At 57.9% G+C, this 25453-nt stretch carries 20 protein-coding genes; 2 read left to right on the top strand and 18 right to left on the bottom strand.

Going from position 1 to position 25453, the window contains the following annotated elements:
• Positions 1–372 precede the first annotated feature (372 nt).
• The 17 genes from BMX62_RS05680 to BMX62_RS05605 all read right to left on the bottom strand — a co-directional run bounded on the left by BMX62_RS05680 (position 373) and on the right by BMX62_RS05605 (position 22984).
• Positions 373–1068, bottom strand: coding sequence for a DUF3782 domain-containing protein (locus BMX62_RS05680; protein WP_090205661.1), 696 nt, complete (start codon positions 1066–1068; stop codon positions 373–375).
• A 61-nt stretch (positions 1069–1129) separates the two neighbouring features.
• Positions 1130–2077 carry an FAD synthase family protein gene (locus tag BMX62_RS05675; RefSeq protein ID WP_162273504.1) on the bottom strand — a complete coding sequence of 316 codons (948 nt, stop codon included), beginning with the start codon at positions 2075–2077 and terminating at the stop codon, positions 1130–1132.
• Positions 2070–3251, bottom strand: coding sequence for a tetratricopeptide repeat protein (locus BMX62_RS12630; protein WP_143339664.1), 1182 nt, complete (start codon positions 3249–3251; stop codon positions 2070–2072). Before BMX62_RS12630 ends, BMX62_RS05675 begins: the two co-directional genes overlap by 8 nt.
• A 148-nt stretch (positions 3252–3399) precedes the next feature.
• A complete protein-coding gene (locus BMX62_RS12960) occupies positions 3400–7944 on the bottom strand; it encodes a tautomerase family protein (protein ID WP_202906213.1) in 4545 nt (1514 codons plus the stop codon).
• A gap of 115 nt (positions 7945–8059) precedes the next feature.
• Positions 8060–8761, bottom strand: a complete 702-nt coding sequence (locus BMX62_RS05665) for a response regulator transcription factor (protein WP_090205655.1) — start codon at positions 8759–8761, stop codon at positions 8060–8062.
• Positions 8740–10059 (bottom strand): sensor histidine kinase, encoded by a 1320-nt coding sequence (locus tag BMX62_RS05660; protein ID WP_090205651.1) that lies wholly within the window; start codon positions 10057–10059, stop codon positions 8740–8742. The genes BMX62_RS05665 and BMX62_RS05660 overlap by 22 nt, the downstream gene beginning before the upstream one ends.
• Positions 10038–10658 (bottom strand): 7TMR-DISMED2 domain-containing protein, encoded by a 621-nt coding sequence (locus BMX62_RS05655; RefSeq protein WP_090205647.1) that lies wholly within the window; start codon positions 10656–10658, stop codon positions 10038–10040. The genes BMX62_RS05660 and BMX62_RS05655 overlap by 22 nt, the downstream gene beginning before the upstream one ends.
• 109 nt (positions 10659–10767) lie before the next feature.
• The gene (locus BMX62_RS05650) at positions 10768–10959 is read right to left on the bottom strand and encodes a hypothetical protein (RefSeq protein ID WP_090205644.1); all 192 of its coding nucleotides are present in this window, start codon (positions 10957–10959) and stop codon (positions 10768–10770) included.
• Positions 10956–11546, bottom strand: coding sequence for an electron transport complex protein RnfA (locus BMX62_RS05645; protein WP_008932382.1), 591 nt, complete (start codon positions 11544–11546; stop codon positions 10956–10958). The genes BMX62_RS05650 and BMX62_RS05645 overlap by 4 nt, the downstream gene beginning before the upstream one ends.
• Complete coding sequence (gene rsxE, locus BMX62_RS05640; RefSeq protein ID WP_090205641.1) at positions 11536–12195, bottom strand: electron transport complex subunit RsxE; 660 nt, start codon at positions 12193–12195, stop codon at positions 11536–11538. Before rsxE ends, BMX62_RS05645 begins: the two co-directional genes overlap by 11 nt.
• 2 nt (positions 12196–12197) lie before the next feature.
• Complete coding sequence (locus tag BMX62_RS05635) at positions 12198–12890, bottom strand: RnfABCDGE type electron transport complex subunit G (RefSeq protein WP_090205638.1); 693 nt, start codon at positions 12888–12890, stop codon at positions 12198–12200.
• Positions 12887–13909, bottom strand: a complete 1023-nt coding sequence (locus BMX62_RS05630; RefSeq protein ID WP_090205635.1) for an RnfABCDGE type electron transport complex subunit D — start codon at positions 13907–13909, stop codon at positions 12887–12889. Before BMX62_RS05630 ends, BMX62_RS05635 begins: the two co-directional genes overlap by 4 nt.
• Positions 13906–15243, bottom strand: coding sequence for an electron transport complex subunit RsxC (gene rsxC, locus BMX62_RS05625; RefSeq protein WP_090205632.1), 1338 nt, complete (start codon positions 15241–15243; stop codon positions 13906–13908). The genes BMX62_RS05630 and rsxC overlap by 4 nt, the downstream gene beginning before the upstream one ends.
• Positions 15244–15245: 2 nt before the next feature.
• Entirely contained in the window at positions 15246–20276 is a 5031-nt protein-coding gene (locus BMX62_RS05620; protein WP_202906212.1) for a 2-oxoacid:acceptor oxidoreductase family protein, read from the bottom strand.
• A 143-nt stretch (positions 20277–20419) separates the two neighbouring features.
• Entirely contained in the window at positions 20420–21313 is an 894-nt protein-coding gene (locus tag BMX62_RS05615) for an RnfABCDGE type electron transport complex subunit B (protein WP_274377158.1), read from the bottom strand.
• Positions 21314–21660: 347 nt separating this feature from the next.
• Positions 21661–22092 carry a DUF1841 family protein gene (locus tag BMX62_RS05610; RefSeq protein WP_090205629.1) on the bottom strand — a complete coding sequence of 144 codons (432 nt, stop codon included), beginning with the start codon at positions 22090–22092 and terminating at the stop codon, positions 21661–21663.
• A gap of 25 nt (positions 22093–22117) precedes the next feature.
• Positions 22118–22984, bottom strand: a complete 867-nt coding sequence (locus tag BMX62_RS05605; RefSeq protein ID WP_090205626.1) for a YicC/YloC family endoribonuclease — start codon at positions 22982–22984, stop codon at positions 22118–22120.
• Positions 22985–23118: 134 nt separating this feature from the next.
• On the opposite strand from BMX62_RS05605, the gene rph reads away from it, so the two are divergent.
• Both rph and rdgB read left to right on the top strand, forming a co-directional pair.
• Entirely contained in the window at positions 23119–23835 is a 717-nt protein-coding gene (gene rph, locus BMX62_RS05600; RefSeq protein WP_090205623.1) for a ribonuclease PH, read from the top strand.
• Positions 23832–24455 carry an RdgB/HAM1 family non-canonical purine NTP pyrophosphatase gene (gene rdgB, locus BMX62_RS05595; protein WP_090205619.1) on the top strand — a complete coding sequence of 208 codons (624 nt, stop codon included), beginning with the start codon at positions 23832–23834 and terminating at the stop codon, positions 24453–24455. The genes rph and rdgB overlap by 4 nt, the downstream gene beginning before the upstream one ends.
• A 48-nt stretch (positions 24456–24503) precedes the next feature.
• Here the strand turns inward: rdgB and BMX62_RS05590 are convergent, their stop codons facing one another.
• The gene (locus BMX62_RS05590) at positions 24504–25415 is read right to left on the bottom strand and encodes a penta-EF hand family protein (RefSeq protein WP_090205616.1); all 912 of its coding nucleotides are present in this window, start codon (positions 25413–25415) and stop codon (positions 24504–24506) included.
• Positions 25416–25453 lie beyond the last annotated feature (38 nt).

Below are 25453 nucleotides of genomic sequence, written 5' to 3'. Positions count from 1 at the left end.
CGGTTCACTCCGTTCAATCGGGTCAAGGCGATCTTGCTGGAACGGACTGAGCGCCTCCGGTTGGGACTGCTCAACCAGGACTCCAGTTGCTCGCCCAAACCCGGGCGCTATCAACGGAGAGCGAATCACCGAATGAGCACTTTCGTGTATGAAATTCGGAGCAGCTAAACCGCCACAACCGCTTCCACCAAACCTATCTTGTGCCCCAGGAGACTATGGCCCAGTACGAAGGGCACTGTGCCAGCGTCGGGCTATGGTGATCAGCGTGGAATTCTCCCGCAAACAGCGGCAGATCGTGGCATTCGACGTGGAAACAGCCTGAAGCCGACAATGCCAGCCATCGCTCGCGACCAACGGGGCACTGACCTTGTGTTACCACACTGCCGGTTGAAATTCCAGCGGGGTGCGCAGGTCGATCTGCTCGCCATTTTGGCAGAGCACATACAATCCACGGACAAGGGCATATTCGGCCACCTTGTCTTCCACCACCATCCCCGCCACGGCCCCCATCACCCGATGGTCCTTGTAAATGGGCAGGACGCCCTTGAAGTTGCCCAGGCGTTCCACATGGGCATCCACATGGGCCTCTGTCAGCTTGCTCTTGCATTCAACGCCAATGAGCACGCCATCGTTGACCACTAAAAGGTCAATCTCTAATGCCACGCCGTTGCGTTTGGCACGGATATTCGGATAAACCGCATGAACCTCAATGCCTTGGTCACGAAACAGGCGCACCACTGCGGGTGCAACCATGTGTTCAACAAACTCGCCCAGACGATTGCCAATGTCGCCGAGGTTTTTGGCCAGTTGTTTGATCAAGCGGTCGGTTTCCTGAATCTTGCGATCGGTTTCCTGAAATTTGCGGTCGGTTTCCTGAAATTTACGGTCAGTGTCCTGGAACTTGCGGTCGGTTTCCTGAAACTTACGGTCAGTGTCCTGAAACTTGCGGTCGGTTTCCTGAAACTTGCGGTCGGTTTCCTGAAACTTACGGTCAGTGTCCTGGAACTTGCGGGCGGTTTCCTGAAACAGCTGCCAGACATCGCTCAGTGTAGGGTTAGTTTGGGTCATGGGAATTATCTCCGTTGATGCTTGGTACCATGATCGCACAAGCAGCGGTTTCACCAAAAAACTAAAAAATGGGCGCCTTTAACGGGGCCACAATCCGCTGTCGCAGCATAGAGGTTGAGATGTCGGGGGTTGGAGGCAAGTAGATTACCTCCATGCCTTTTTGTTTGAGTGCGCTTTCAAGGCGCTGCCAGTGACCCGTCTTTTGCCATTCAGTACAACCTACTAGACGATCAACCTTTAATGCTTCAATCCAGGCCACGCTGGGTTTTGTTGCGCGTAATGATTGCTCAATGGTCAAGGTGGCATCAACACACTTTAGTCCTTGCAGCAGTTCACGGCGCTGTGGCCCTGTAAAAACAGGGTAACGGCCTTTATTGGCGTAGGTGAGTTGATCACTGGCAACGCCGACCAGCAGTTCATCGCCTTGTTGGGCGGCTTGTTGCAAAAAGCGCAGGTGGCCGTGATGCGGCAGGTCAAAAACGCCGGTCGCAAGCACGCGAATGCGATTCGCTTGTTTGGGTTTAAGGGGTAAATCCAACTGCGAATTGCTTGGCAGTTCTGGGCAAACGGCGCTGTTGGGCGCTACAGCGAGCTGCTGGCGAAGGTATGCGCTTGAAATACAGGCGGTTGTGGGTAGATAGCGCACCTTAATGCCACATTGTTTGAGGGCGTTTTCCAATGCCTGCCCCGCTGGGCTGGGCTGCCAAGTGTCACCCTGGATGACTTGAGTGACGCCCCAAGCTTGAATCCAATCAACCGCTTCAGCAATATTCGTTGTTGAAGTGGGTTGCAAACGCGCTGCATCCACGCCACCAAGGGCGCTGACCCACTCCAAGCGTTGCTGCTCTGCGATCAGCGGCAAGCGACCCTTAACACGCTGGGTCTCGGCATCGGATACCACGCCCACCAGCAGTGGGCCTGTTGCCAAGGCGCGTGCTTGCTGCAAGTAACGCAGGTGGCCGACATGAAAGAGATCAAACACACCGCTTACGAGCGTGAGTTCATTCATTGGCGTGCCCCTTGTGTCCTTCCTGGTTAAGTTGTTGCTGCACAGCCAGAAATAACGCATCGTCGGCTCGGTGGGCGTGAAGCGCGTTCACAAGGGCCGCCACTTTGTTCAACTGGCGCTTTTGCCAGTGCTGACGCAAATAAAGGCAAGCGTAGTATTCGGTCAACAGTGAAAAGCCTCGCAGATTTTTGGCCGCCACCACGGTATTAAAATCAGGGTCGGGCGTTATCCAGCCGTCACCATAGAGGGCAGTTAACCAGGCTTGCGGGTCTTGCACTGCCCAGATTTCACCGACAGGGGTGTTCTGGCGTTGTAGTTTTAACGGCGGGTATTCGGTGATGCGTTGCCACGCCCAAGGGGCTTGGGGCAGCCAAAAACCTGCCAAGGTGCGTTGGCTGGCTTCTTCAAACACAAAACCACATAAATCCAGAATCAAACCACTGGAATGCCGCAAGCAGCGCGGGTTAGCCAAGCCATAAGATGCCAGGTGCTCTTGCCAGCCTTGCCGGGTTAAACAGTCAATCGCAGCTTGCATTTCTGCAAAGGGCAGGCCGACATCGACATCCTTATCAAAGGGCAACAAACGGCCATCACGCACCAGACCCAAAAGAGTGCCCGAGGTTGTAAACGCATGCACCCCCGCTGCCGCTAACTGCACTAGGGTTTTCTCCAGCAAGGCTTGATGGCGGTCGCCAAAATCCTCACGCGCAGCAGTTGAAGGCGCAGCCGGTGTTGGGGCGTAGGTTAAGCTGTGTTGCAAGGCTTGGCGCATCAGCGTCACCGCTTCGGGCAAGCGGCCTTGAAAGCGCCTTAATTCAGCCAGCAGGGGCATCACTTGCAGGGGTGCTGCGTCCAGAGCCGTCAGCAGGGCAGATTCATAACGGCTGGCTTGTTGCACGGCACCGGCTTTGAGCAGGGTTTGCACACTCAGTAGCTGTAAGCCGAGATGGTCAGGTTGCTGTTTGAGGCCCACCTGGGTGACTTGATAGGCCTCCTGCACCTGATGGCATTGCAGATAAAGCTGGGCGAGTTGTTCATAGGTGGGCAGATAATCGGGTGCCTGCTCCAGTGCAGCCAGTAAATGGGTTTGAGCCGCTTGTGGCTGGCCTGCGGCGAAAGCCTGGCGGGCTTGTTGGAGCAGGGCTTGGAGCGATAGGCTGGGTGTTGGAGGCATGGCTGCTTTCTCCTTACATGCTGCCTATCAGAGGATGTTTATAAGCTGGTGTCATGATCAAGATTATCCAGGATAAATCAAATGAAAAAGCCCTACTCCAAAGAGCAGGGCTAAATGATGGGCTATCCGTTACTCAAAGGTAAATGGGTTAGGCCCCTAGGAAATCAATACCAGTGAAATTACTGGCATCTAGAGAGGAACCCACAACACCCACCAAGGTGATATTGCCATCAAAATTCGGGCTTGTGATTTGGATATTGCCGCCTCCAACCTCGGTAAAGACGAGAAGTTCATGACCGTCACCATTGAGACCATCAGTGTTGACACTGAAGCTAAAGCCGATGTTAGCATTAAGCTTACCCAGCTTATACTCGAAATTATGTTCTTGGATGTAACTATTCGTCCACCCAAAAGCAGTGAAGTCCAGGATATCATCACGCCTAAAACCACCCGCATTGAAGCCAGTGATTGTGGTATCACCCAAGCCTCCTGCTGCCACGGTAAAGGTGTAGTTGGTGAAATTATTTCCAGTTTCGCCATGCACGGTGATGGTGTTCTCACCTTGGCCGAGCAACACGGCATGTTTGCTTGCGTTACTCGGCCCACCCTCATCCTGCCGTACCAAGTGGGCGGTTAAATTACCCTTGAAGTCACTGGCATCCAGGTTGGAGTCAGAGCCTGTACCCAGCGTTAGCCCCGTCTCTGCACTTGAACCCAAAACCAGTTCAGCACCCGCCTCATCGCCGGTAATGATGAAATTGTACGGGCTGCTGCCAAAGTTATAGCCACTGATATCATCAATCCTTAGATTGCCATCAGCTTTCAGAGTGAAGTCATCCATCCATCCGCTTGTAAGTTGTGCAATTCTCACTTCACCCTCTGCGTTGGTTGCGATACTGCCACCAGAAAAACCTATAGTTCCTTGCAAATCAATCCTTGAGCCTTCTCCAGCATTGAGATTCAGAGTTCCATTGCCAGATATGCTGAAAGTATTCCCCCATTCTCTTTCAACTTCTTTAGCAATAAAGGAGGACTCTTCAATCACTGATATAGTCATTTTAGACTTTAACTCCATTTCATTGACGAACCCTTGAGTGGTTACAGTTCCGCCACCTGAAACCTCGGTTGAAAAGACAGAGTTATAGCTGAGCATAGGTATATCCAAGTCGTGCTTGGCAATCAGGTTTAGAGTCTTATGACCGTCAAAACTATAAAGATAAAGATTGCTATCCGATGACCCCAAGCGAGTCCCTTGCTCAGCATTGGCTTTAATAGTGAAGTCATTCACTATGTTCACATGATCACCCATATTCACATCCAGCGAAACTTCGCCATGGGTTTCAAGCCTGGATATTTGAGCGCCACCTAGTTCATCCCATTGAGTGCGTAAACTCTCGATGGTATTTTCTCCATCCGTAGTCAGGATCAGCTTAGCGCTGGCAACGCCATTCCCTAAACGCAATTCATTCAGCGTACCCTCTTTAGCAAACTCTATCGCTAACTCATTGACACTGCTGTCATTGATAGTGAGGTCATTGGTATTTTCCACAACACCTGTCAGCTTGAAAGTTCCATGATCACCACCGCCCACATCGGTCAGGGTGTAGTTTTCTACTTCCGCATTCAGCGCCATCGTGTCACTATCATTATCCGCATCCACAATGGTGACCGTGTTGTCACCAGCGGCGGTGCTGATCAGTGCATGCTGAGTCAGGTTCATGCGGGTGTTGGCATTCTCACTCAACTGAATGTGGTTAATGTGTGCAAACTCAACCAACTCACTAAAGTCATACATCCCCCCATCAGCTGGGGCCGCCAGAATCACGGTATTGCTGCCACCGACGCCATCGAGGGTGGAGCCGTGCATGTGCGTGAAGTCTGCGATGGTGATGGTGTTGTCAATATCGGTGGCTTGGGCACCATCAACCATTTCGTCCCCTTCTCGGGTATCGAAACCAGCACCCTTAGTCGTGATTTCTGATGGTGCTTCTGGTGCTTCTACCAACCCGGTCATGTTTCCAATTTCATTATCGGCAGGATCACCCGTCACCAGATAGAGGGTTTCCTCATCATTATCACCTTGCACCACAACCCACCCTTGGTTGGGTGTGTCGGTTTTAAATGCCACTTGCAGCACATCAAACTGCGCTTGGGTTAGAATCAGCTCAGAAGTACCGTGAAGAGTGATGCTGGTCACATCAAGCGTAGCGTTGTTGCCAAGCGTTGCATCCAGCACACCGCCTGATATAGTCAGGTCGTGTGCTTTGATAACAGAACCAGCTTTAAGGCTAAGCGTGCCCGATTCATCAAATGCGAAAGCTACTTTGCCTTGCACAGCTGCCAAATCAATATCGGTCAGGATTTCATCCTCATCTGCCGATTGGATGACCAGGCTCTTATAACCCGAGATTTTAAAGTCATCAGCTTGGGCTGCGGCCAGTTTGAGAATAGCGCCGTCTTTAAACACCAGCTCTGAAAGATCAAACGCGGGGCCATCAATCTTGGACAAATCTGCTGTATCACCATCGTCCAGTTCATCAACCAGCTTCACCGTGGCGCTTGCAGGGCCTAAAATTTCGAGACCTGCAATCTGTTCGGGTGTTGCCGTAAATACTTGGTCGGCAGTTAAATGCAGCTTGCCACCAAGCGCATCTCTTAGGTCGCCTAATAAATCAGAGTCAATATCTAACTGGCTAAAATCAAGATCTAGATCCAAGTGAAGGTGCTCGCCATCTAGAGTATTTACTGCTTCTACTGCAGCAACATTATCTACCTGCCCAGTTATTCTAAGGGTCGAGTTTTCATCCGCTGCACTCTGCACCCCTGCAAAGCCACCTTCAGCCAACTGAGCCACCACATCGGCAAAGTCCATAATCAGGGTTTGGCCTGCTTTGAGGTTGACGGCTCCACCGGCTTGGTCTGCCCCTGGCAGGGTGGCTTGATCGAAGCCCTGAGCAAAGTTCAAATCGCTGAGGTCGATTGTGCTGACCTCATCCAGACCGCTAAAATTGGCTTGATTGACTGCACCTTTTACGACCAGCAGGCTAAGAGTGCCTTCAAGTTCAAAGAGCTTGGTTAAATTCAAGTTTGCGGCAACTTCAGTTTGTGCCGAACCTGAGCCATGCACCTCTTTTAAAACACTCAGCTCCAGCTCTTTGCCGTTGCCGATTATTTTTTCAAAATCCATTTCAGAGTCGATGATCACGCGATCAGCACCGCTTAGGTCGAGGGTATAGATGTTGGCAACGCTGGCAGCTTGTGTTAGGTCGTAGGTGCCTGCTTGATCAAATTTCAGCGTGTTAGTGTCGCCCACGCCGTCAATGGTGGATCCCCCAAGATGATCGCGGTCAGCGATTACAATGGTGTTGTTGGCAGTGGTCGCCTTGTGCCCACCAACCATCTTCGCACCTGTTGCTGTATTAAACTGCTCATCTGCAGTCGTGATCTGAGCGGGTGGCTGAAGTGCAGGTGGCTGAGATGCAGGTGGCTGAGATGCAGGTGGCTGAGGTGCAGGTGGCGGCTCGGGTTGAGGCTCAGGCTCAGGCTCAGGCTCAGGCTCAGGCTCAGGCTCAGGCTCAGGCTCAGGCTCAGGCTCAGGCTCAGGCTCAGGCTCAGGCTCAGGCTCAGGCTCAGGCTCAGGCTCAGGCTCAGGATCTTGGAGTGTATTCTCAGGGAAAAGATCGGCAACCGCGTCCTCATCATCTCCGATAACCGCCGTATCCTCACGCTCCGGCTCATTCGTGACCTCTGCAACAACCTCGGTCAGAGTCGCAATGACCTCTTGTTTTTCTGCATCACTCAGCCCTGCATCCGGATCAATCCCCACCCGGGTCGTTAAACCTTCTTGCACCCGCTCTTGCAATAGGGGCTTCAGAGCCTGTGCCTGTTCCTCGTTTTTGACTAAAACAGTGAAAGTACTGGTATCAGAACCTCTGTGAATGGTTCCACCCATATTTTGGAGCTGCTCAAAGGCCATAATAATCCGCGAGGATAGTACAATATCACCAACCCCACTAAAACTGCCTTCCCCTTCAATCACCCGAGCTACATTGAGTGTACCATTTTGGATATACAGTGTACCGCCATTGAGCTTGAGGTTGCTGGCACTGGTGAGAACCAAGTTTTGATTCTCGCCCTCAAAAGAAAAGCGCACATCGCCATTAGACTGAATATCTAAAAACTGTCGATTGCTCAAATCAGCATTGTTCGGCACTTCGAGAGTTAAATCCTGCATGCCGATCAACCGATTTTCACCGGCTTGAAAATCTTTAAACACACCTAACTGGGCTGTAATCTTTGCTGCATCTGAAAATAAAAGCTGCCAGTCACCAGTAGATAATAAAAGCTCCCTATCTCCTAAATCCAGAACATAGGAATCGCCAGCATGTCGTAACTGTGCATCTCCATTAAGTGCAAACAGGGCAGGTTTAAACGATTCAATGACTTCTTTGAGGTCCGTAGGTATTTTACCTTGAGGTCTTTGGTCAATTGGCATACTGACCCAGGTAAAAACACTTAACAAAATACTAAAAGAATCACTCCACTCAATCTGATCACCTTCCATCTCGGTGATCTGACGACTTAATATCCTGCTAAAAATATTAACGAGAGTTTCATTGAGCAGGCTAGTGTCAATTCCTTTTTCTTGTGCTAGCAGGTGAATCAGTTGTCTGGCTTGTACTTCATAAGACATGACTTTTCCCCTGAGTAGAAAAAGATTACTTCATGAAGCCTTAATCTACCACATCAAAAAAAAGAAAACTTGCACAAGCTTGCAGGTCAATGGTTACATTCACAAGATGAAATATTTAATTTAACCTTAACGGTATTAAAAGCTGATAGCCTTTGCTACGGGTAGCGCGGATAACAGGATTTATGATGCCTTGATTTTTTAATTTACGTCTTAAGCGAGAAACAATGACCTCCAGTTGTTTTTTTCCATGGTTATTAACCTCACGCCCCATAACTTCCAGTAATTGCCAGTACTCCAAACTCTGATTAACCGCTAATGCAAGAGCTTGCAAAAAAGTGACCTCATCAACGGTCAATAAAACTGAATTCTGGGTTGGCAAAATAAGAGTTGAGCATTGTCGATCAAGTCGATATCCCTCTGTAATTTCGTTATCAAAAAAATGCAGCCGCTTCGCCAGTGCTTGTAGTAGCAAAGCCAGCTCTTCACCATCAACAGGTTTGCTTAGATAAATATCTGCACCATGCCGATAACCAGATAATTTATCTGCCACTTGATTACGAGCAGTGACCATGATAATAATCAAATCGGGCTGTACCTGGCGTAGACGCTCCGCTAGACTCAGACCATCTTCACCAGGAAGATTAAGGTCCAGAATCGCAGCATCAAATCCCTGCTGTGGCAATAATTCACATACCTCTTCTGCACAATCGACTCCAATTACTGTGTGTCCATAGCTTTCTAATATCTCTGTCAATACCTCCCGCAAGGCCTGGTGATCCTCGACAATTAATACAGTCAAATATTTTTCGGTAACCATAGCTGAAAACTCACTTGATCGGAGTCGCAATGGCAGCTAATTTTTCCCTGTAACTGCTCGACTAGCTCGTGGACAATGTAAAGCCCTAACCCTGAACCACTGTGTCGGTGCGCCCCTGGCGCCCGGTAATATTTTTCAAACACGCGATCAGGATTCAAGTCGTCCCCAGACATTCGGGCATTGGTGATGATTACGCACCAGCCGTCAACCTTTTCTTTTTGAACATCCTCGATCTGAATTTTGATCGGAGTTTCAGGTGGTGAATATTTAACAGCATTATCAATCAGATTTCCTAAAATCACCCGTAGCAAGGTATTATCCGTATTGATTGGATAAGTAACTGGACTGTGCTGCTGAAAGTGCACTCTTTCCGAAAATCGTATCGCCACTAACTCTTTCATCACCTGCTCAATATCACAGGCGCAAACCTCGATAGTTACAGCTTGGTCATCAAGCCGGCTACTCATGGTGCAGCGTTCTAAAATAGAAAGAATGTCCATCACCGCATTCTGCGCTTGCTGCTGCATGCGTACAGAGGGATTTTTAGCACCAAGTCGCAGGCGAATCACCGCCAAAAGTGTTTTTAATTCATGGGTGAGCATACTCATTAGTTGGCGCTGCTGTTCAAGATGGTCGTGCTCCATCTGTGCCTGAGCTTGGGCACGCTCGGCAAGCAGCAGGGTCTGGGTCTGATTGCGCTCAATACGCCGCACTCGTTGGGCCAGCATCACCTGCAAGGCAATCAGGCTACCCATCAAGCCAATTTGAAAACCATAATGCAGCAGCAGGCTACCTGGTAGCCAGCCCATTAGGACCAAGGCAGTTGATAATGCTCCGATGAGACTAAACAGATGCGCAAGAAACAGCAAACTGCCCTCGCCCTTCCCAAGCCACCACAGAAATAAACTACGCAACGCACCGACTACCAGGATCAGCAGTGTCGCAAAAATCAACACCTGCATTCCTTCAGTATATAAGTCTAATAACGGGCTAAGGAGTAGCAGTAATGCCAGCGTAAAAACAGCATGATAAGCCCTGCGCAACCACCGGTGACTCGATTGTAGTGTCAACGCATGAGTAAAAAAACGCGTCATAGCAGCGATGACCAGCAAATTGGTGATCGAGGCGATATGATCTGCTACGAATGGATGTTCAGGAAATATAAACTGAGCCAAAAAACCATTGGCGGTAAAAAGTGTCAGCAATGCAGCACATAAATAGAGTAAAAAGCTACGATATAATGCTTGATGTAACCATAAACCATGCCAGAGATTGGCTAAAATCCCGGCCAGCAACATGCCAAAAAAAATCCAAAAAGCAGAGTTTCACCAGCAATCCGCTGTGTAAAATCAGCCATGCTAAGTACATCAATTACTACCCATGCACTGCTGGTGGTCTGCAAGCGCAGATAAGCAGTGATCGGCTCGTCATGTTCAAATACCAAGTGATGTATAAAACTGCGGTAGGGATATTCACGCGCAGTGAAGGGCAGATGATCCCCACTATAGCGGCGCTCAAACCCATCAGGATGATCGGGATGAGGTATATAGAGTTGAAGATCGTCTAAAAACGGTGGATAAATTACCAGCAACGCCTCGCGCTGCCCATAGATATCTTGCGGTGGGGGATGCAGGGTAAAGCGTAGCCAGTAAACATTACGGTTATAACCGGCAGAAAATCCCTGGGGCTTGGGAGTAAATTCGGTGGCACGCAGGGGATCTGTGACCGAGGCAATGGTTTCAATCCCCTGTACATCAGTGAGCACGGCTAAATCATGAATTGCCCACGGGGTTGCAGCCTGGAGCGAACATGACAGCAGACAAAGCAACAGCAACGCTGTTTTTGCAACGAGGCAACAGCAGTTTGGTAATGAGACGCGCTTGATTGGGTCATCCATGACGCGCTACAGGGTAGTTCAGGGTACGGCCTCCATTGAATACAGTCATCCGGCGGACAGATTAGCGCCGCTGATGAACCGACTCAACCCACAGCCCCAACCCAACCGCTCAAGCTCCCCCCTTCCCCCGCGACTGACAAGGTGAACCACAACCACATTGCCCGGTCCCGCAACCGCCTCCCTCCCGAAACGGACCCAGTTCAGGGTGACGCCGGGCCAGACGGCGGGCCGCCGCCTGTACCAGCACCCAGCCGGTGAACATCAGAAAAATCAGGCCCACCGCCAGCAGATAGGTCTTCATGCGGTGCTGCCCCCCAGCCCCGCAAAACCCATGAAGGCCAAAGACAGGATGCCCGCCAGCATCAGGCTCATGGCCGCGCCCCGGGCGATGGCCGGCACATCCGCCAGTTCCAGCTTCTCCCGCAGCCCCGCCATCAGCACGATGGCGATGATGAAGCCGGCGCCGGCTCCCAGGCTGTACACCAGGGACTGGCTGAAACTGTACTCGTAGTTGGTCTGGAACAGGGCCACCCCCAGGATGGCGCAGTTGGTGGTGATCAGGGGCAGGAAGATCCCCAGCGCCCGGTACAGGGGCGGACTGAACTTCTTGATGGTCATCTCCACCAGTTGCACCGCCGAGGCGATCACCGCGATATAGGCGATCAGGCGCAAAAACTCCAGATTGAAGTACAGCAAAAATTCATTGATCAACCAGGCCGACACCGAGCTGATCAGCATCACAAAAGCCGTGGCCAGCCCCATGGAAAAGGCCGTGCTGATCTTGCCGGACACCCCCAGCAAGGGGCAGATGCCCAGGAACAGGGCCAGCACGAAGTTGTTGATGATGGCCGCATTGAGAAAGATATAGGTCAGTGAATCAGCGTGCATGGACACCCGCCTCCCCGGCGCCGGTCATCTTCTGTTTGAGCTGTCGTTCCTTGAACCAGGCGAACAGGAGCAGCCAGGCCCCCAGGACAAAGAAGCCCCCCGGCGGCAGCAGCATGATGATCCAGGGCTCGAAGCTGTCGCCGAACACCGGGATGCCCAGCAACGTGCCGGCCCCCAGCAGTTCACGCACCGACCCCAGACATAACAGGGCAATGGTGAAGCCAACCCCCATGCCCAGGGAATTCACCAGGGTGGTGCTCACCCGGTTGCGGGAGGCAAACGCCTCGGCCCGGCCCAGGATCATGCAGTTGGCCACGATGAGCTGGATGAAGGCACCCAGGGCCTGATAGATCTCCAGGCTGATGGCGTGGATCAGGTAATCCACCACGGTGACGAAAGTGGCAATGATCACGATGTAGGCGGCAATGCGCACTTCCTTGGGGATATGATTGCGCAGCAATGCCACCAGAGCGGTGGAGCACAGCAGCACAAAGGTGGTGGCCAGTCCCATGGCCAGGGCATTGACCACCGAGTTGGTCACCGCCAGCACCGGGCACATGCCCAGCAACATGACGAACACCGGATTCTCCCGCCATAGACCGATCAGGAAGGTATCCAGAGTGATGGGTTTTTCGGTATTGGCCGCCATGTTCAGGCGCCTCCTTCAAGCATGGCCCAATACGGCGCCAGTCGCGGCAGTACCGTATCGGCACTGTCATTGAGCATGCGTCCGATGGCATTGGCGGAGATGGTGGCCCCGGTGATGCCGTCGATCTGCCAGGGATGTTCCTTGTCACCCTGCTTCACCGTGACGATGGCATTGGCCAGGCCGGTGCCGGCCGGGTTGAGGCGGGCATCCAGACCCTCGAAGTTGGCCACGAACCGGGCATCGGTCTCGATCTTGTCCCCCAGGCCGGGGGTTTCACGGGATTCCAGCACGGTCATGCCGACAATGCACTGACAGGACGGGTCATAGCCGTAAAGCACCCGGATCACGTCCGCATAGCCCCGGGCCGAGGCTTGCAGCGCAATGCCCCGCAGGTTGCCCTCGGCATCGTAGGCGGCAAACACCCGCTGTCCCGGAGCCGGCGCCTCTGCCGCCGGGAACAGCCCTTGGGCGGTGAGCACGAAGTCCTGGCGGGTCACCGCGCCGGGCACCACCCGGAACACCGCGGCCTCCAGGGCCCGACGCTGGTTTTCCGCGATATAGGGCTTGGTGAACTCGAACACGCTCACCACCAGCAACCCCGAGAACAGGGCGATCAGCCCCAGGGTGGCCACCAGCTTGACGCTGGACGTGGGCGCCGGGCGTTCCGGCGCCGTGGTCTGGGGAGTCGTGCTCATACCGCGTCCCTCCTTTTGCGGGTGCCATAGGGCCGGGGCTGGGTGATGCGCTCGATCAGCGGCGCCATGGCGTTGCCCAGCAGGATGGCGTACATGATCCCCTCCGGCAGGCCGCCGAAGAAGCGGATGATCACCGCCAAAAAGCCGATCAGGATGCCGTAGATCCAGATACCAGAACGGGTGATGGGCGAGGCGATCATGTCACTGGCCATGAACATGGCCCCCAGCATCATGCCGCCGGACAGCAGCACAAACCAGGGCGTGGGATAGAACGTAGGGTCCATCCAGTAGAACACCGAGGCGGTGACGAAGGCACTGCCCAGCACCGCCGCCGGAATGCGCCAGTTCATCATGCCCCGGGCGATCAGATAGAGGCCACAGAGCAGAATCAGGATGGCGGAGGTTTCCCCCACGGAACCCGGCGTCATGCCGGTGAACAGGGACCAGGTCTCCACATGGACCCCTTCGAACTTCCACTGGGCCAGGGGTGTGGCCGTGGTCCAGGCATCCACCGGCGCGGGCGTGGTGAAGGGCATGGCCAGGGTGGAGGGCAAAAATTCGGTGAACCGGTCCGGATGACCCGGCACCGTCCAGGTGGAGACGGAAACCGGAAAGGCGGCCTGGGCAAACGCCCGCCCCACCAGGGCCGGGTTGAACAGGTTGTAACCCATGCCGCCGAACATCACCTTGGCCAGGGCAATGCCGATGAAGCCGGACAGGGCCGCCATCCACAGGGGGAAGGAGGGCGGCAGGGTCAGGGCCAGCAACAGGCCGGTGATGACGGCGCTGAAATCGGACACGCTGCTGCGCTTGCCGGAGAGTTTGGCGAACAGAGACTCCGTCAGCACGCAGGTCACCACGGTGGTGATCATCAGCGCCAGGGCACTGATGCCGAAGTGATAGACCGAGAAGGCGCAGATGGGCAAAAGGGCGTAGGTCACGTGGCGCATGATCTGCTCCACGCTGCCCGATTGCTTCAGGTGCGGCGAGGTCTTGAGTTCGATTTTCAGCGGGGTCACTTGAGGCGCTCCCGGTTCAGGGACTTGGCGATGCGGAAGTATTGCACCAGAGGGATGTTGGAAGGACAGATATAGCTGCAGCAACCACACTCGAAGCAGTCATTGAGGTGGTAGCGCTCCTCCATCACCTCGTACTGACGTACCGCAGCCAGCTTGCCCAGATCGGAAGGATTCAGACCCACCGGGCAAACCTCCACGCAGTGACCACAGCGGATGCAGGGCTGCATGCGGGTATCCTCTGCCTCGGGATCGGGCAGCACCACCACGCCGGACACCCCCTTGGTGATGGGCACGTCCAGGGACGAGACGGTGTTGCCCATCATCGGTCCCCCCAGAATGATGTGGCTGGCATCGCTGCCCGTGAACCCCACCTGTTGCAACAGGTAGCGCAACGGGGTGCCAATGGGCACCCGGTAGTTCCCCGGACGGGTGATGCCGGGACCGGCCACGGTCACCACCCGCTCCACCAGCCCCTCGCCCCGGGGCAGCAGGGTGCCCAACTGGGCCATGGTGCCCACGTTGTTGACCACCACGCCGATGTGATAGGGAAAATGCCCGGATGGCACCTCCCGCTTGAGCAGGGCCTTGATCAGCATCTTCTCCGAGCCCTGGGGATATTTGCTGCGCACCTGGCCCACGGAGATGGGGCCATCCTTGTCCAGTCGGGCCTTCAAGGCGGCAATGGCGTCGGGCTTGTCGTCCTCCACACCGATGATGGCACGATCAGCCCCCACTGCCTTCATGGCGATACGGATGCCGGCGATGACCGCGTCGGTCTGCTCCAGCATGATGCGATGATCGGCGCTAAGGTAGGGTTCGCACTCACACCCATTGACCACCAGGGTGTCGATGTCATACCCATCCGGCACCGACAGTTTCATGTGGGTTGGAAATGCCGCGCCGCCCTGCCCCACCAGACCGATGCCCTGAATCGCCTGGATCAGTTGCGGGCGGTTGAGCCGTTCCAGATCCTGGGGCCGTGCCCAGTGGATCACCTGGCTGTCGCCGGGGGCGGTGCGGATGACGATGGATTCGGTCTTGGGGCCCCTGGCGGTGGCCATGAGTTCGATCCCCTCCACCACCCCGGTCACCGGGGCATGGAGGGTCACGGACTCAAAACCGTCCGCCTCGGCAATGGGCTGTCCCCGCAGCACTTCCTGATGCTTGACCACCAGAGGCCGGGCTGGCCGGCCAAAATGCTGCTGCAGGGGCACCACCATGCGGGGCGCAAAAGGCAACCGACGAATGGGTTTATCACGGGTATCTTCCTTCAACCCGGGGGGATGAACCCCCCGGGGGAAGGTGAGTCCCGTCAAAAATGACAGGAAGCCCATGGTCAATTGAACTTCATGGCCCGCTTCATCAGCTTTTCAGCATCGGGCTCGTTGGGGTTGAAGGGCGTGCCCGGATGCACCGCCAGCACGGTGCATTTCTCCGCGGCCCGCACGATGTCCTTGTACGGCGCCCCCTGGGGATTGGTCACCACCGCCTGACGGTTGTCATCATAGGCAAACACGCCGGGCGCGATCTGCACACATTCGTCACAGGCGGTGCACTCGGTGGTCTCCACCCAGACCGGCTCGTATTCCAGCCCGTTGCCCTGGGCGGCATGGCCATTGCCATGACCATTGCTATGACCATTGCCGTTGGCACCGTTGACCGGGGTTGCCGACGGGGTGGGAACGGGCGCCGCCACGGGTGCGGCAGGGGCCACCACCGGGGCGGGAGCCTGCAGGGTGTCCGCCAGCTTCGCGGCGCCATCGCCGCTGACCAGGGATAGCAGGGCACCGGAGAGCCGCTGGGCCATGTCGGCGCGGGTCTGGGCCGCCACGGCCTCCACATCCACCACTTCGTGATCCAGGCCCAGCAGCCCCTTGAGCTGATGCCAGAACGCCAGCCGCTCCTCGGCGGAACGCACCAGTTCCTCGGACACCAGCACCCGGTTCAGGCGGTTCTTGTCATCCACGCCCCAGACATAGGGGAAGCGACCTTCCCGCTCGTCCTCGGACATGGCCAGGAACTCGGCCATGGGGACCATGTCGTCGTTCCAGGTTTCCACCGGTGCCTTGCGGAAGTGCTTGCGGAAGCGGCCTTCGGTCAGCGCGAAGTCGGCAAAGGTCATGGGCAGTTCCATGGTGGCCTCGCCGCCGTCCTCGTCCTGATACTTCAGGGTATAGGTGGGCCAGTCCTGATCAATGGCCGGGTTGCCTTCCAGGGTGCAGCATTCACGGAAGGTCGTGCCCTTGTCCGGGTTGTAGCGGAACAACGGATAGGCACGGGACTCCACCGCCAGCTTCGATTGGGCGAAGGCGACATCGTCACCCACCCCATGCTCCGGCGGGCACACGGCATAGACGTTGAACAGGGCCGGACGACGGGCGTTGAGGCCCTCGATGAAGCTCTCCAGCAGATGTGTCACATGGGAGATGGCCCCCTGCATCACGTAGCTGGTGCGGTGGGCCAAACCGATCAGGCTGATCTCCTTGCGGATCTCCTCCTTGCCCTTCCAGGCTTTGCCGTAGGGGGCCATGTCGGACACCTGGCTGATGAAGCCGGAGGTACAGGCCTGGCCGCCGGTGTTGGAGTACACCTGGGTATCCACCACCAGCACCTTGATGGGCATGCCGGACATCAGGGCGCGGGACAGGTTCTGGAAGCCGATGTCGTACATGGCGCCGTCACCCCCGATCCCCACCACCGGCGGGCAGAGGTGGAATTCCTCGTCGCTGAACTGCTCCCAGTTGAACTGGGCGAAGAAGGGCTCATGCTCCACCGGGTTGTAGGTACCGGCCAGTTCCAGCTCCGCCATGCGGATGGCCTTGAAGCCCTCGGCCATCTTGGCCATATGGCCTTCAAAAATGCCCATGGCCATGGACGGGGTGTCCTGGAACAGATGGCTGGCCCAGGGGAACGGGTACGGGCTGTAGGGGAAGGTGGAACCCCACACGGAAGTACAGCCGGTGGCGTTGATGACCCCCATTTCGGTGCGGCCACGGCCAGAAGGCCCTTCCAGGTACCGCCAGCGCAGGTCCTTGAGCTTGGCCAGTACACCGGTGACCCACTGCAGCCAGTCCGGGTCCACCGTATGACCGCCACTGGCATCTAGGGCGGTGGACAGGCGGGCCAGGGTCAGATCCTTGTCGGCATGTTCGCCGATCACCTGATTGACGGCCTGGACATTAGACAGGTCCATGCCTTCGGCCAGCTTCAGGCGCACATGCTGCTCCAGACCACTGATCAGGTCATCGAGCTTTTTGAGCTGGGCCTTGACCCGGGGCTGCATCAGGGCGGTCACGGTGGCGGTGAACAGATGCACGGTGGTCTTTTCGCCGCACCCTAAACAGGCGGAATCACCGCAGTTCAGGGAGCCGTAGGCTTTCTTGTCCAGCAGCAGGGTTTCCAGGGCGCCGATCCCCTCGTCCAGGTCCTCGATGCGGATGTAGTCCGGACGGGTGGTGGGCAGATCCATCCAGAAATCCCAGTTGCGGCGCATGGTGTCCACGCTTTCCGGGGTCTGGGGGGTCACCACCAGGGCCTTGTCCTCACAGATGCTCACGCATTCCATGCAGCCCTTGCAGGTATAGGGGTTGAGGGTCAGGGAGAACAGACCGCCGCTGCCCTTGGCCCGCTTTTCCATGGCAGTGAAGAAGGGACGGGTGACGGCAAACTGGAAGTCGCCGATGGATTCCTTGAGCCAGCCCAGTTCCTTTTCCAGGCGGGCCTTGTCATCCCCCTGCAGGTCGGTTTCCGCCAGCAGATGGGTGATGGCAAAGTCCAGTTCGGCGCCCACGTCGGCACCATCGCCGGCCTGGGTCAGTGCGTTGCGCAGGCGTTTTTCCAGGTCACGCACGGCACGGCGCAGGTGACGGGTGGGCTTGCCACCGATCTCGATGCGGCGCACGGCGGTTTCAAACACTTCGCCGGGGGTGTGAACCAGACCGGGGATGGCGCTGTCGGGGCAGACGGTGTAGCAGTCACCACAGGCGGTACACTTCTCCGGCAGCCACTCGGGATAATCGAAGCGGATCTGGGTCATGTCGCGGAAGATGCCGGTGGAGGCCGGGATCAGGGACATGCCGATGAAGGGGTCCACCAGATTGTCGTTGCCCTGACCGGAGATATAGAAGCTGCCGGTCTGCTCCCAGAAGCGATGGATATCGCCAGAGGCACTCAGGGACTGAGGTACCCGCTTGAGCATCACCGGCATTTCCGGGACCGAGCGATCCGCCAGGGCCGGCAGGTTGTCGGTGGTGGGCTGCTTGTCGGTGATTTCCAGCAGCTCATCAAAACCACGCCGCACCACCCGCAGGTTGTCCTGTACCACCCGGGCGCCCTTGCCGCCGAACTTCTCCTGCAACTGCTCCTCGATGGCCGTGAACAGGGTCTGCTCGGTGAGGTTCTTGCGCTGCATCACCGGGGAGGCGGCGAAGAAGGCACCCTGGAAGGCGATACCCTGCATGCGGAACTGCAGATCGGCGTTGGAGGCTTCGTCCCGGGCGATCTTGAAGGCATCCAGATAGAAGACGCGGATCTCGTTGTCACGGATATAGCGCTGGGCCGCCGCCGGGAAGCTGCGCCACACCGCTTCCGGGTTCTCCAGGGAGGACTGGATGATGAACACGCCGCCCTTGTTCAGACCGGACAGGGGATCGGAGTGATCGAACACATTGGGATCGGGGGACAGCACCACATCCACCTGCTTGAGTTCATTGCTGATGCGGATGGGCTCCGGCGCGGCGGCTAGATAATAGGTGGTGGGCTGCCCCTTCTTCTCGGAACCGTACTTGGGGTTGGCCTTGATGTGGAAGTCCAGCAGATCGAACAGGGTCATGGCCAGGTTCTTGCCGGTGGTCATGGCCCCCCAGCCGCCCACGGAGTGCAGGCGCACGGCGATGGCGCCCTCGGGCATCAGGCTCGGATTCTCGGACCCCCGCAGGGCCAGGTGCTTGATGTTGGGATAGGCTTCCAGCAGGGCCTGCTGGTGCAGTTCCTGCTTGGGACTGGCGGCCTGGTCGCGGATGAAATCCACCGACAGATAGAAGAAGGTGCGCTTGCCGCCCTCGGGCAGCATGTTCTCCACCGCGGCGATGAGCCCTTCCGGCTGCAGGTCGCGGGACCCCAGGCCGAAGGCGCCGGAGTACAGGCGGGGAATGTCGCCGTTGCGATCAAAGGCGGGATAGGCCGGATACGGCAGGGCCTCGCCCTTGGCGGTCAGGCCGTTCTCGATGGCCTTGCCCAGGGCGGAACGGGTCTCGCGCATCAGCGGCAGGTCTTCCGCCAGGGGCTGGTCGGTGCGCTCCAGCACGGCCACGCCCTTGCGGCCCTTGAGCAGGGCGGCCAGCAGGTTGCCGGGGAAGGGACGGAACATGGTGATGTTCACCACCCCCAGCTTGATGCCCCGGGTTTCCCGCAGATGATCAGCCACGGCCTCGGCGGTGGCCACCATGCTGCCCTGACCCACGATCAGGTACTCGGCATCGTCGGTGCGATAGCCGGAGGCACGGGCATAGCGACGGCCGGTGAGCTGATAGAACTCTTCCATGCACTGGTCGGTGAGTTCGGCCACGTGGTCGAAGAAGTAGGGCCGCTGGGCCGCCACCTGCTGCATGTAGGCATCCTGGTTCTGCAGGGCACCGGACACCATGGGGTTGTCCACGTCCCAGATGGCGGGAATACGGCGGCGCTTCTCGCCGAAGATCATCTTCTGGGCCGGGGTCGGGCATTCGATCATGTCATCGGGACGGCCCAGGAACTCGGCGATCAGTTCCCGCTCCGGCACCTTCATGGACTCGATCAGGTGGGTGGTGAGAAAACCGTCCTGACCGACGATGCCGGGGTTCAGGGCCAGTTCGGACACCTTGTGGGCGATGATGTTCAGATCCGCCGCTTCCTGGGCATTCTTGGCGAAGACTTGGAAGAAGCCGGTGTCGTCCACGCAGTGATAGTCATCGTGGGAGGCATGCACGTTCAGCGCCGCCTTGGTGATGGCGCGGCAACCGATATTGAGGATATAGGGCAGACGCTTGCCGGCGGCGGCGTACAGGGATTCGTGCATGAAGGCCACGCCCTGGGCCGAGGAGAAGTTGATGGCCCGCATCCCGGTCATGGACAGGCCGGCGGTGACGGCGGCGGCGGCATGTTCGGATTCCGGCTCGATGAACACCAGGGAGCGACCGGAAATATTAATGTGTCCCTTGGACACCTCTTCCGCCCACATTTCGCCCATCTGGGTGGAGGGGGTGATGGGGTAGGCCCCTGCCGCATCGGAAGATTCCCGTTCGCAATAGATGACGGCGGTATTGCCGTCCAGGGCGGCACGGGTGCCCTGATACTTGAAATCCTGCGATGGCTTGCGCTTGAACAGCATGTCGTTTCTCTCCTGCCGGCTCATGGGCCGTCACGTTTTTGTAATCTTTGTAATGATCGGTATCTGCGCCTTCCATGCGGGGATGCCAAAGGGCCGGTGGACACCATGTCGACCGGCAAACCCTGGAGTGGCCATGCCGGCGGTCAGACCCGGGGCAGGGGCTCCATGCGGGGCAATGGTTCCTTGCGGGTCACCTTGCGGGCGCCCGAACCCTTGCGGGGCGCCTGCCCTTCCAGCCAGACAATGGCCCCGGTGGGGCAGCGCTGGATGGCCACGGGAGAGGCCAGGGCGTTCTTGGTGTAATCAATGACGGCCAGATTGGACTCCATCCGGATCAGTCCCTCCGGCGCATCGGCGGCGCAGCGGCCACAGGCGGTGCAGACCACCTGGCAGTGGGCCATGGCCTCGTCCTGAGGGTCCTGATTGAGGCAGGCCACCCAAAGCCGATGACTTTCCGGCTGCAGGGTAAACAGATTCTTGGGGCAGACATCCACACAGTCATTGCAACCGGTACAGCGCACCGGGTCCACCACCGGCAGGCCGTAGCGGTCCAGGTGGATGGCGTCGAAATCACAGACCACCTCGCAATCTCCCAGCCCCAGGCATCCCCAGGTGCAGCCCTTGCCGCCACCGGACACTAGGGCGGCGGCGCGACAGGACTTGAGCCCCTGATAACGGGCACGGGTAGCGGCCACGTGGGAACCCCCGGCGCAGGCCAGACGGGCAATCTGCCGCTCGTGGCTGCCCAGGGCCACCCCCAGCATGTCGGCAATCTGCTGGTTCATGTCGGTGGAGTTCACCGTACAGCGGGCCGGCTCCAGATGACCTTCCAGCAGGGCCTCGGCAAACGGGCGACAGCCGGCCACGCCGCAGGCACCGCAGTTGGCCCGGGGCAACAGGTCTTCGAGCTGGTCGATACGCGGGTCTTCATAAACGTACAGCCGCCGGTTGGCAATGGCCAGAATACCGGCCAGCAGTACTCCCAGACCGGCCATGAAACCACTGGCCAACGCTATTTGCAGGATCGGAGAAGTCACGGTGAATGTATTTCTTTGGTAGGTGGCCGAAGTTTTGTGCAGTGAACAATTGATGACAAAACCTACAGGTCACCGACCATGGGGTCAAGCATGTCAGGAGATAAATATGATAAAAAATGGGGGTTAGGGGGAAGAATTTGCGAATTGACAAGGATTCTGGAAGGGGGATGGCAACAATGATGATGCCCATAAATTTAATTTCTACAGGGGGATAGCGCCTGATCAGTTCTCATTCAGTCCCTGTGACCGATGCTCAAGGGATCAGAAGCGGGGGCGGTGGGCCATGATGGGGCAGATGGGGGGGCAAAGGAGAAATTGTCTACATCCAGCCCCCATTCCGGTGAAGATTAGACGCCGGCCACCTTGCGCAGGCAATCCAGATAGGCGGCCTCATCGGGGGCGCACCCCGAGCGCTGAGCCTCCCACAGGGCCTGTCCCAGGCAGTCCATCATGGCGTGTTCCGCCTCCAGGGGGCCAAGCCGGGACTGTAGACGTTCAAAGATGGCCCGGATACCCACAGGGCGATCCGTTGCCACTTGATCCCGAATGGCCAGATGCATCCCCATATGCAGGAAGGGATTGACGGCCCCCTGCTCCGGCGTGAACTCTGCCAGCAAAGCGGCCTCGGGGGCTGCCAGCAAAGCCTGATACTCGGGATGATCCTGGATCACCTGGGCAATCTGCCGTTCCAGGGGAGACAGGGGCTCACCGGCCCTGGCCCGTTTCCAGACCTGGCAGTACATCTCTCTGAGCTGTTCTCGGCGCTGTTGAGCAAACATGGGGGTATCCGGTGTCGGGGGGGCGTTATTCCAGATTCTGGATCTGCTCTCGCATCTGTTCAATCAGCACTTTTAATTCTACTGCCGCCTGGGTGGTGTCCATGTCGTGGGCCTTGGAACCTAAGGTATTGGCTTCCCGATTGAATTCCTGCATCAGAAAATCCAGGCGCCGCCCCACCGGTTCATCCCGTTGCAGACAGGCCAGCACCTCCTCAATATGGCCATCCAGGCGGTCCAGTTCCTCGGCGACGTCCAGTTTTTGGGCCTGCAACGCCAGTTCCTGTTCCAGTCGTCCCGGTTCCAGATCCACCCCCAGTTCAGCGATACGGGACAGCAGACGTTCCCGCAGGGCGGTCACCACCGCCGGACGGCGGACCCGCACCTGGGCCACCTGTTCAGCGATGGCCTGACAGCGGCTTTCCAGCAGTCCCCGGATATGACGGCCTTCCCGGGCGCGATATTCGATCAGGGCAGTGAGGGTCTGGTCCAGCAGGTTCAAGGTGGCCTCGTGCAAGGGCTGGGGGTCTGGCTCCGACTGGCATACCACACCGGGCCAGCGCATCACATCCAGGGCGCCGACCCTGGCAGCATTCATCATCCAGTGTTCCACCTGACCTATCGTGGCGATTACCGCCTTGGTCAGATCCTCGTTGAGCACCAAGGTCTTATCGGTGGTGTCTGTCCGGTGAAAGCGCAGGGCACATTCCACCTTGCCCCGTCCCAGCCGGGCAATCACCCGCTCCCGCACGGCGCCCTCCAGGGCCCGCAGTTCCTCGGGCAGGCGGGTGCTCACATCCAGATAGCGATGATTAACGCTACGCACTTCCCAGGTCAGGGCGCCCACCTCACTGGTGGATTCACAGCGGGCGAATCCGGTCATGCTGCGGATCATGAGATATCCTTGCGGTCATCAATGTGTGATAACGATTGTACCCCATCACACCCCATGCCCCACGAGGATTGCCTGCATCACGGGTGGCCGGACGGGTATAATCCCCGGCCATTTGACCGATTCAGGAGTTCCCCATGCGACCCAGTGGCCGTGCCCCGGACCAGCTTCGTCCCATCCGCTTCACCCGCGGCTTCACCCGGCATGCGGAGGGGTCCGTGCTGGTGGAGTACGGCGACACCCGGGTGATCTGCAACGCCACCGTGGAGGAACGGGTACCGCCGTTTCTCAAGGGCAAGGGCCGGGGCTGGGTGACGGCGGAATACGGCATGCTGCCCCGGGCCACCCATGAGCGCATGGGCCGGGAGGCCGCCCGGGGCAAGCAAAGCGGGCGCACCCAGGAGATCCAGCGCCTGATCGGTCGCAGCCTGCGGGCGGCGGTCAATCTGGAAGGGCTGGGAGAACGTCAGATCACCGTGGACTGCGATGTCATCCAGGCCGACGGCGGCACCCGCACGGCGGCCATCAGCGGCGGCTATGTGGCCCTGCGGGATGCGGTGGCCAGCCTCAAGGCCCGCCGCCAGCTCAAGCGCGATCCCATGTTCGGCAGTGTGGCGGCGGTCTCTGTGGGCATCTACAAGGGCGTGCCGGTGCTGGACCTGGACTATCTGGAGGATTCCGCCGCCGAAACGGACATGAACGTGGTCATGAACGAAGCCGGCGGCTTCATCGAGATCCAGGGCACGGCGGAGGGTCATGCCTTCCGGGGCGAAGAACTGGATGGCATGCTGGCCCTGGCCCGCCAGGGGATCGCCGAGATCATCCAGGCCCAGCAGAAGGCGCTGGAAGGATGAAAATCGTACTTGCCACCGGCAATGCCGGCAAAGTCAGGGAATTTGCAGACCTGCTGGCCGGCAGCGGCCATGAGGTGCTGCCCCAGTCCGAATTTCAGGTCAAGGAAGCGGAGGAAACCGGGCTGAGCTTTGTGGAAAACGCCATCCTCAAGGCCCGCAATGCCGCCGAGCAGACCGGGCTGCCGGCCATGGCCGATGATTCGGGGATCGAGGTGGACGCCCTGGACGGGGCGCCAGGCATCTACTCGGCGCGCTATGCCGGCCCCGGCGCCGCCGCGGAGCAGCACAACCGCAAGCTGCTGGACGCCCTGAAAGGGGTGCCAGAGGACCGGCGCACCGCCCGCTTTCGCTGCGTCATCGCCTTCCTGCGCCATGCCCGGGACCCCTCGCCGATCCTTTGCGAAGGCACCTGGGAGGGGGCCGTGGCCCTGGCACCCGCCGGAGATGGCGGCCACGGCTACGACCCGGTGTTCCTGGTGCCGGCCCTGGGGCTGACGGCGGCGCAGATCAGCGCCGAGGAAAAGAACCGCCGCAGTCATCGGGGTCAGGCGCTGGCCTGTCTGCTGGCCCGTCTGCTGGCCCGTCTGGGCGGGCAGGACCCGGGAATGCCCTCACCCTGATATTTGCCCCATGCCCCCGCCAGACGTGAGCCTGGCGGGAGGGCATGTTCAGGCACTCAGGTTCCGATAGCCCAGGAGCACGTCGGAAGCCTCCCCCTTGCTGCCGTCGGTCCGCTGGAACTGCCCCTGCTGGGCCACCACATCATAGGCATTCAGGGCGCGGGCGGTCTGGGTATAACCCAGATGAATGGCGGCCACCCCGGCCTCTTCCAGGGTCTTGAGCCGCTGGCTGCCGTCTGTATCCATCTGGAACAGACGCAGGCGCTGGAACACGCTGTCCTGGGCATTGATCACACCGTCGCCATTGTCATCGAACTTGGCCAGTTCCTCGAAACCATGGGCGGCGCCGTGCTGATCCCCGAACAGTTCCCGGCCATCGTCAATGATGCCGTTGCCGTTGCGGTCCAGGGCCAGGAACCAGCTGTTGCCGGTGACAAAACTGACCTGTTCCTTGCGGCCATCGCCGGTAATGTCAAACACCACGCCCTGTTCCACACCGCTGGTGCTGATGCCCTCCCCCCCTAAATCCAGCACCAGGGGATCGGCCTGCTGTGGCTCTGCGCCCAGGGTGACCTGCAGACGCTCCATGCGCACGGACTCGAAGCGGATACGGGCGGCCTCCCCGATCTCGGCGCCACGGATCGTCACCTCCAGACGGGAGACACCCCATTGCTGCCATTGGATATCCATGCCCCGGCCAGCTGCCGCTTCCGGTGTCGGCGGGTCAACAGGGGCGGCATCCGGTGCAGCAGATGATCGGGGTGATGGGGGTTCGGTGTCGACTTTTGGCTTCTCCCGCAGCAGAACCTGCCGGATGACGCGATAGTCCTGATGTTCATTGAGCCGGGTTTCCTTGTCGGCCAGGACAGCGGCGGCCTCCCCGTCCGGCGGCGCTGATGGCACCGGATTGGCGGGTCTGGCGGTGGGTGGAAGGATGGGGCTGGAGAGGGGCGGGATCATGGGCCACCTGCCGGATATTATGAGCCTGATGGGGTTAT

It is taken from the genome of Ectothiorhodospira magna, assembly GCF_900110965.1.
GTDB lineage: Bacteria > Pseudomonadota > Gammaproteobacteria > Ectothiorhodospirales > Ectothiorhodospiraceae > Ectothiorhodospira > Ectothiorhodospira magna.
Note: the sequence above shows the minus strand (reverse complement) of the source record. Positions and strands in the feature narration are given on the sequence as shown.

Bases quoted from the DNA above. Each gene is read 5' to 3' on its own strand.
- BMX62_RS05680 (WP_090205661.1), bottom strand. From the start codon at position 1,068: ATGACCCAAACTAACCCTACACTGAGCGATGTCTGGCAGCTGTTTCAG.
- BMX62_RS05675 (WP_162273504.1), bottom strand. From the start codon at position 2,077: ATGAATGAACTCACGCTCGTAAGCGGTGTGTTTGATCTCTTTCATGTC.
- BMX62_RS12630 (WP_143339664.1), bottom strand. From the start codon at position 3,251: ATGCCTCCAACACCCAGCCTATCGCTCCAAGCCCTGCTCCAACAAGCC.
- BMX62_RS12960 (WP_202906213.1), bottom strand. From the start codon at position 7,944: ATGTCTTATGAAGTACAAGCCAGACAACTGATTCACCTGCTAGCACAA.
- BMX62_RS05665 (WP_090205655.1), bottom strand. From the start codon at position 8,761: ATGGTTACCGAAAAATATTTGACTGTATTAATTGTCGAGGATCACCAG.
- BMX62_RS05660 (WP_090205651.1), bottom strand. From the start codon at position 10,059: ATGTTGCTGGCCGGGATTTTAGCCAATCTCTGGCATGGTTTATGGTTA.
- BMX62_RS05655 (WP_090205647.1), bottom strand. From the start codon at position 10,658: ATGGATGACCCAATCAAGCGCGTCTCATTACCAAACTGCTGTTGCCTC.
- BMX62_RS05650 (WP_090205644.1), bottom strand. From the start codon at position 10,959: ATGAAGACCTATCTGCTGGCGGTGGGCCTGATTTTTCTGATGTTCACC.
- BMX62_RS05645 (WP_008932382.1), bottom strand. From the start codon at position 11,546: ATGCACGCTGATTCACTGACCTATATCTTTCTCAATGCGGCCATCATC.
- rsxE (WP_090205641.1), bottom strand. From the start codon at position 12,195: ATGGCGGCCAATACCGAAAAACCCATCACTCTGGATACCTTCCTGATC.
- BMX62_RS05635 (WP_090205638.1), bottom strand. From the start codon at position 12,890: ATGAGCACGACTCCCCAGACCACGGCGCCGGAACGCCCGGCGCCCACG.
- rsxC (WP_090205632.1), bottom strand. From the start codon at position 15,243: ATGGGCTTCCTGTCATTTTTGACGGGACTCACCTTCCCCCGGGGGGTT.
- BMX62_RS05620 (WP_202906212.1), bottom strand. From the start codon at position 20,276: ATGCTGTTCAAGCGCAAGCCATCGCAGGATTTCAAGTATCAGGGCACC.
- BMX62_RS05610 (WP_090205629.1), bottom strand. From the start codon at position 22,092: ATGTTTGCTCAACAGCGCCGAGAACAGCTCAGAGAGATGTACTGCCAG.
- BMX62_RS05605 (WP_090205626.1), bottom strand. From the start codon at position 22,984: ATGATCCGCAGCATGACCGGATTCGCCCGCTGTGAATCCACCAGTGAG.
- rph (WP_090205623.1), top strand. From the start codon at position 23,119: ATGCGACCCAGTGGCCGTGCCCCGGACCAGCTTCGTCCCATCCGCTTC.
- rdgB (WP_090205619.1), top strand. From the start codon at position 23,832: ATGAAAATCGTACTTGCCACCGGCAATGCCGGCAAAGTCAGGGAATTT.
- BMX62_RS05590 (WP_090205616.1), bottom strand. From the start codon at position 25,415: ATGATCCCGCCCCTCTCCAGCCCCATCCTTCCACCCACCGCCAGACCC.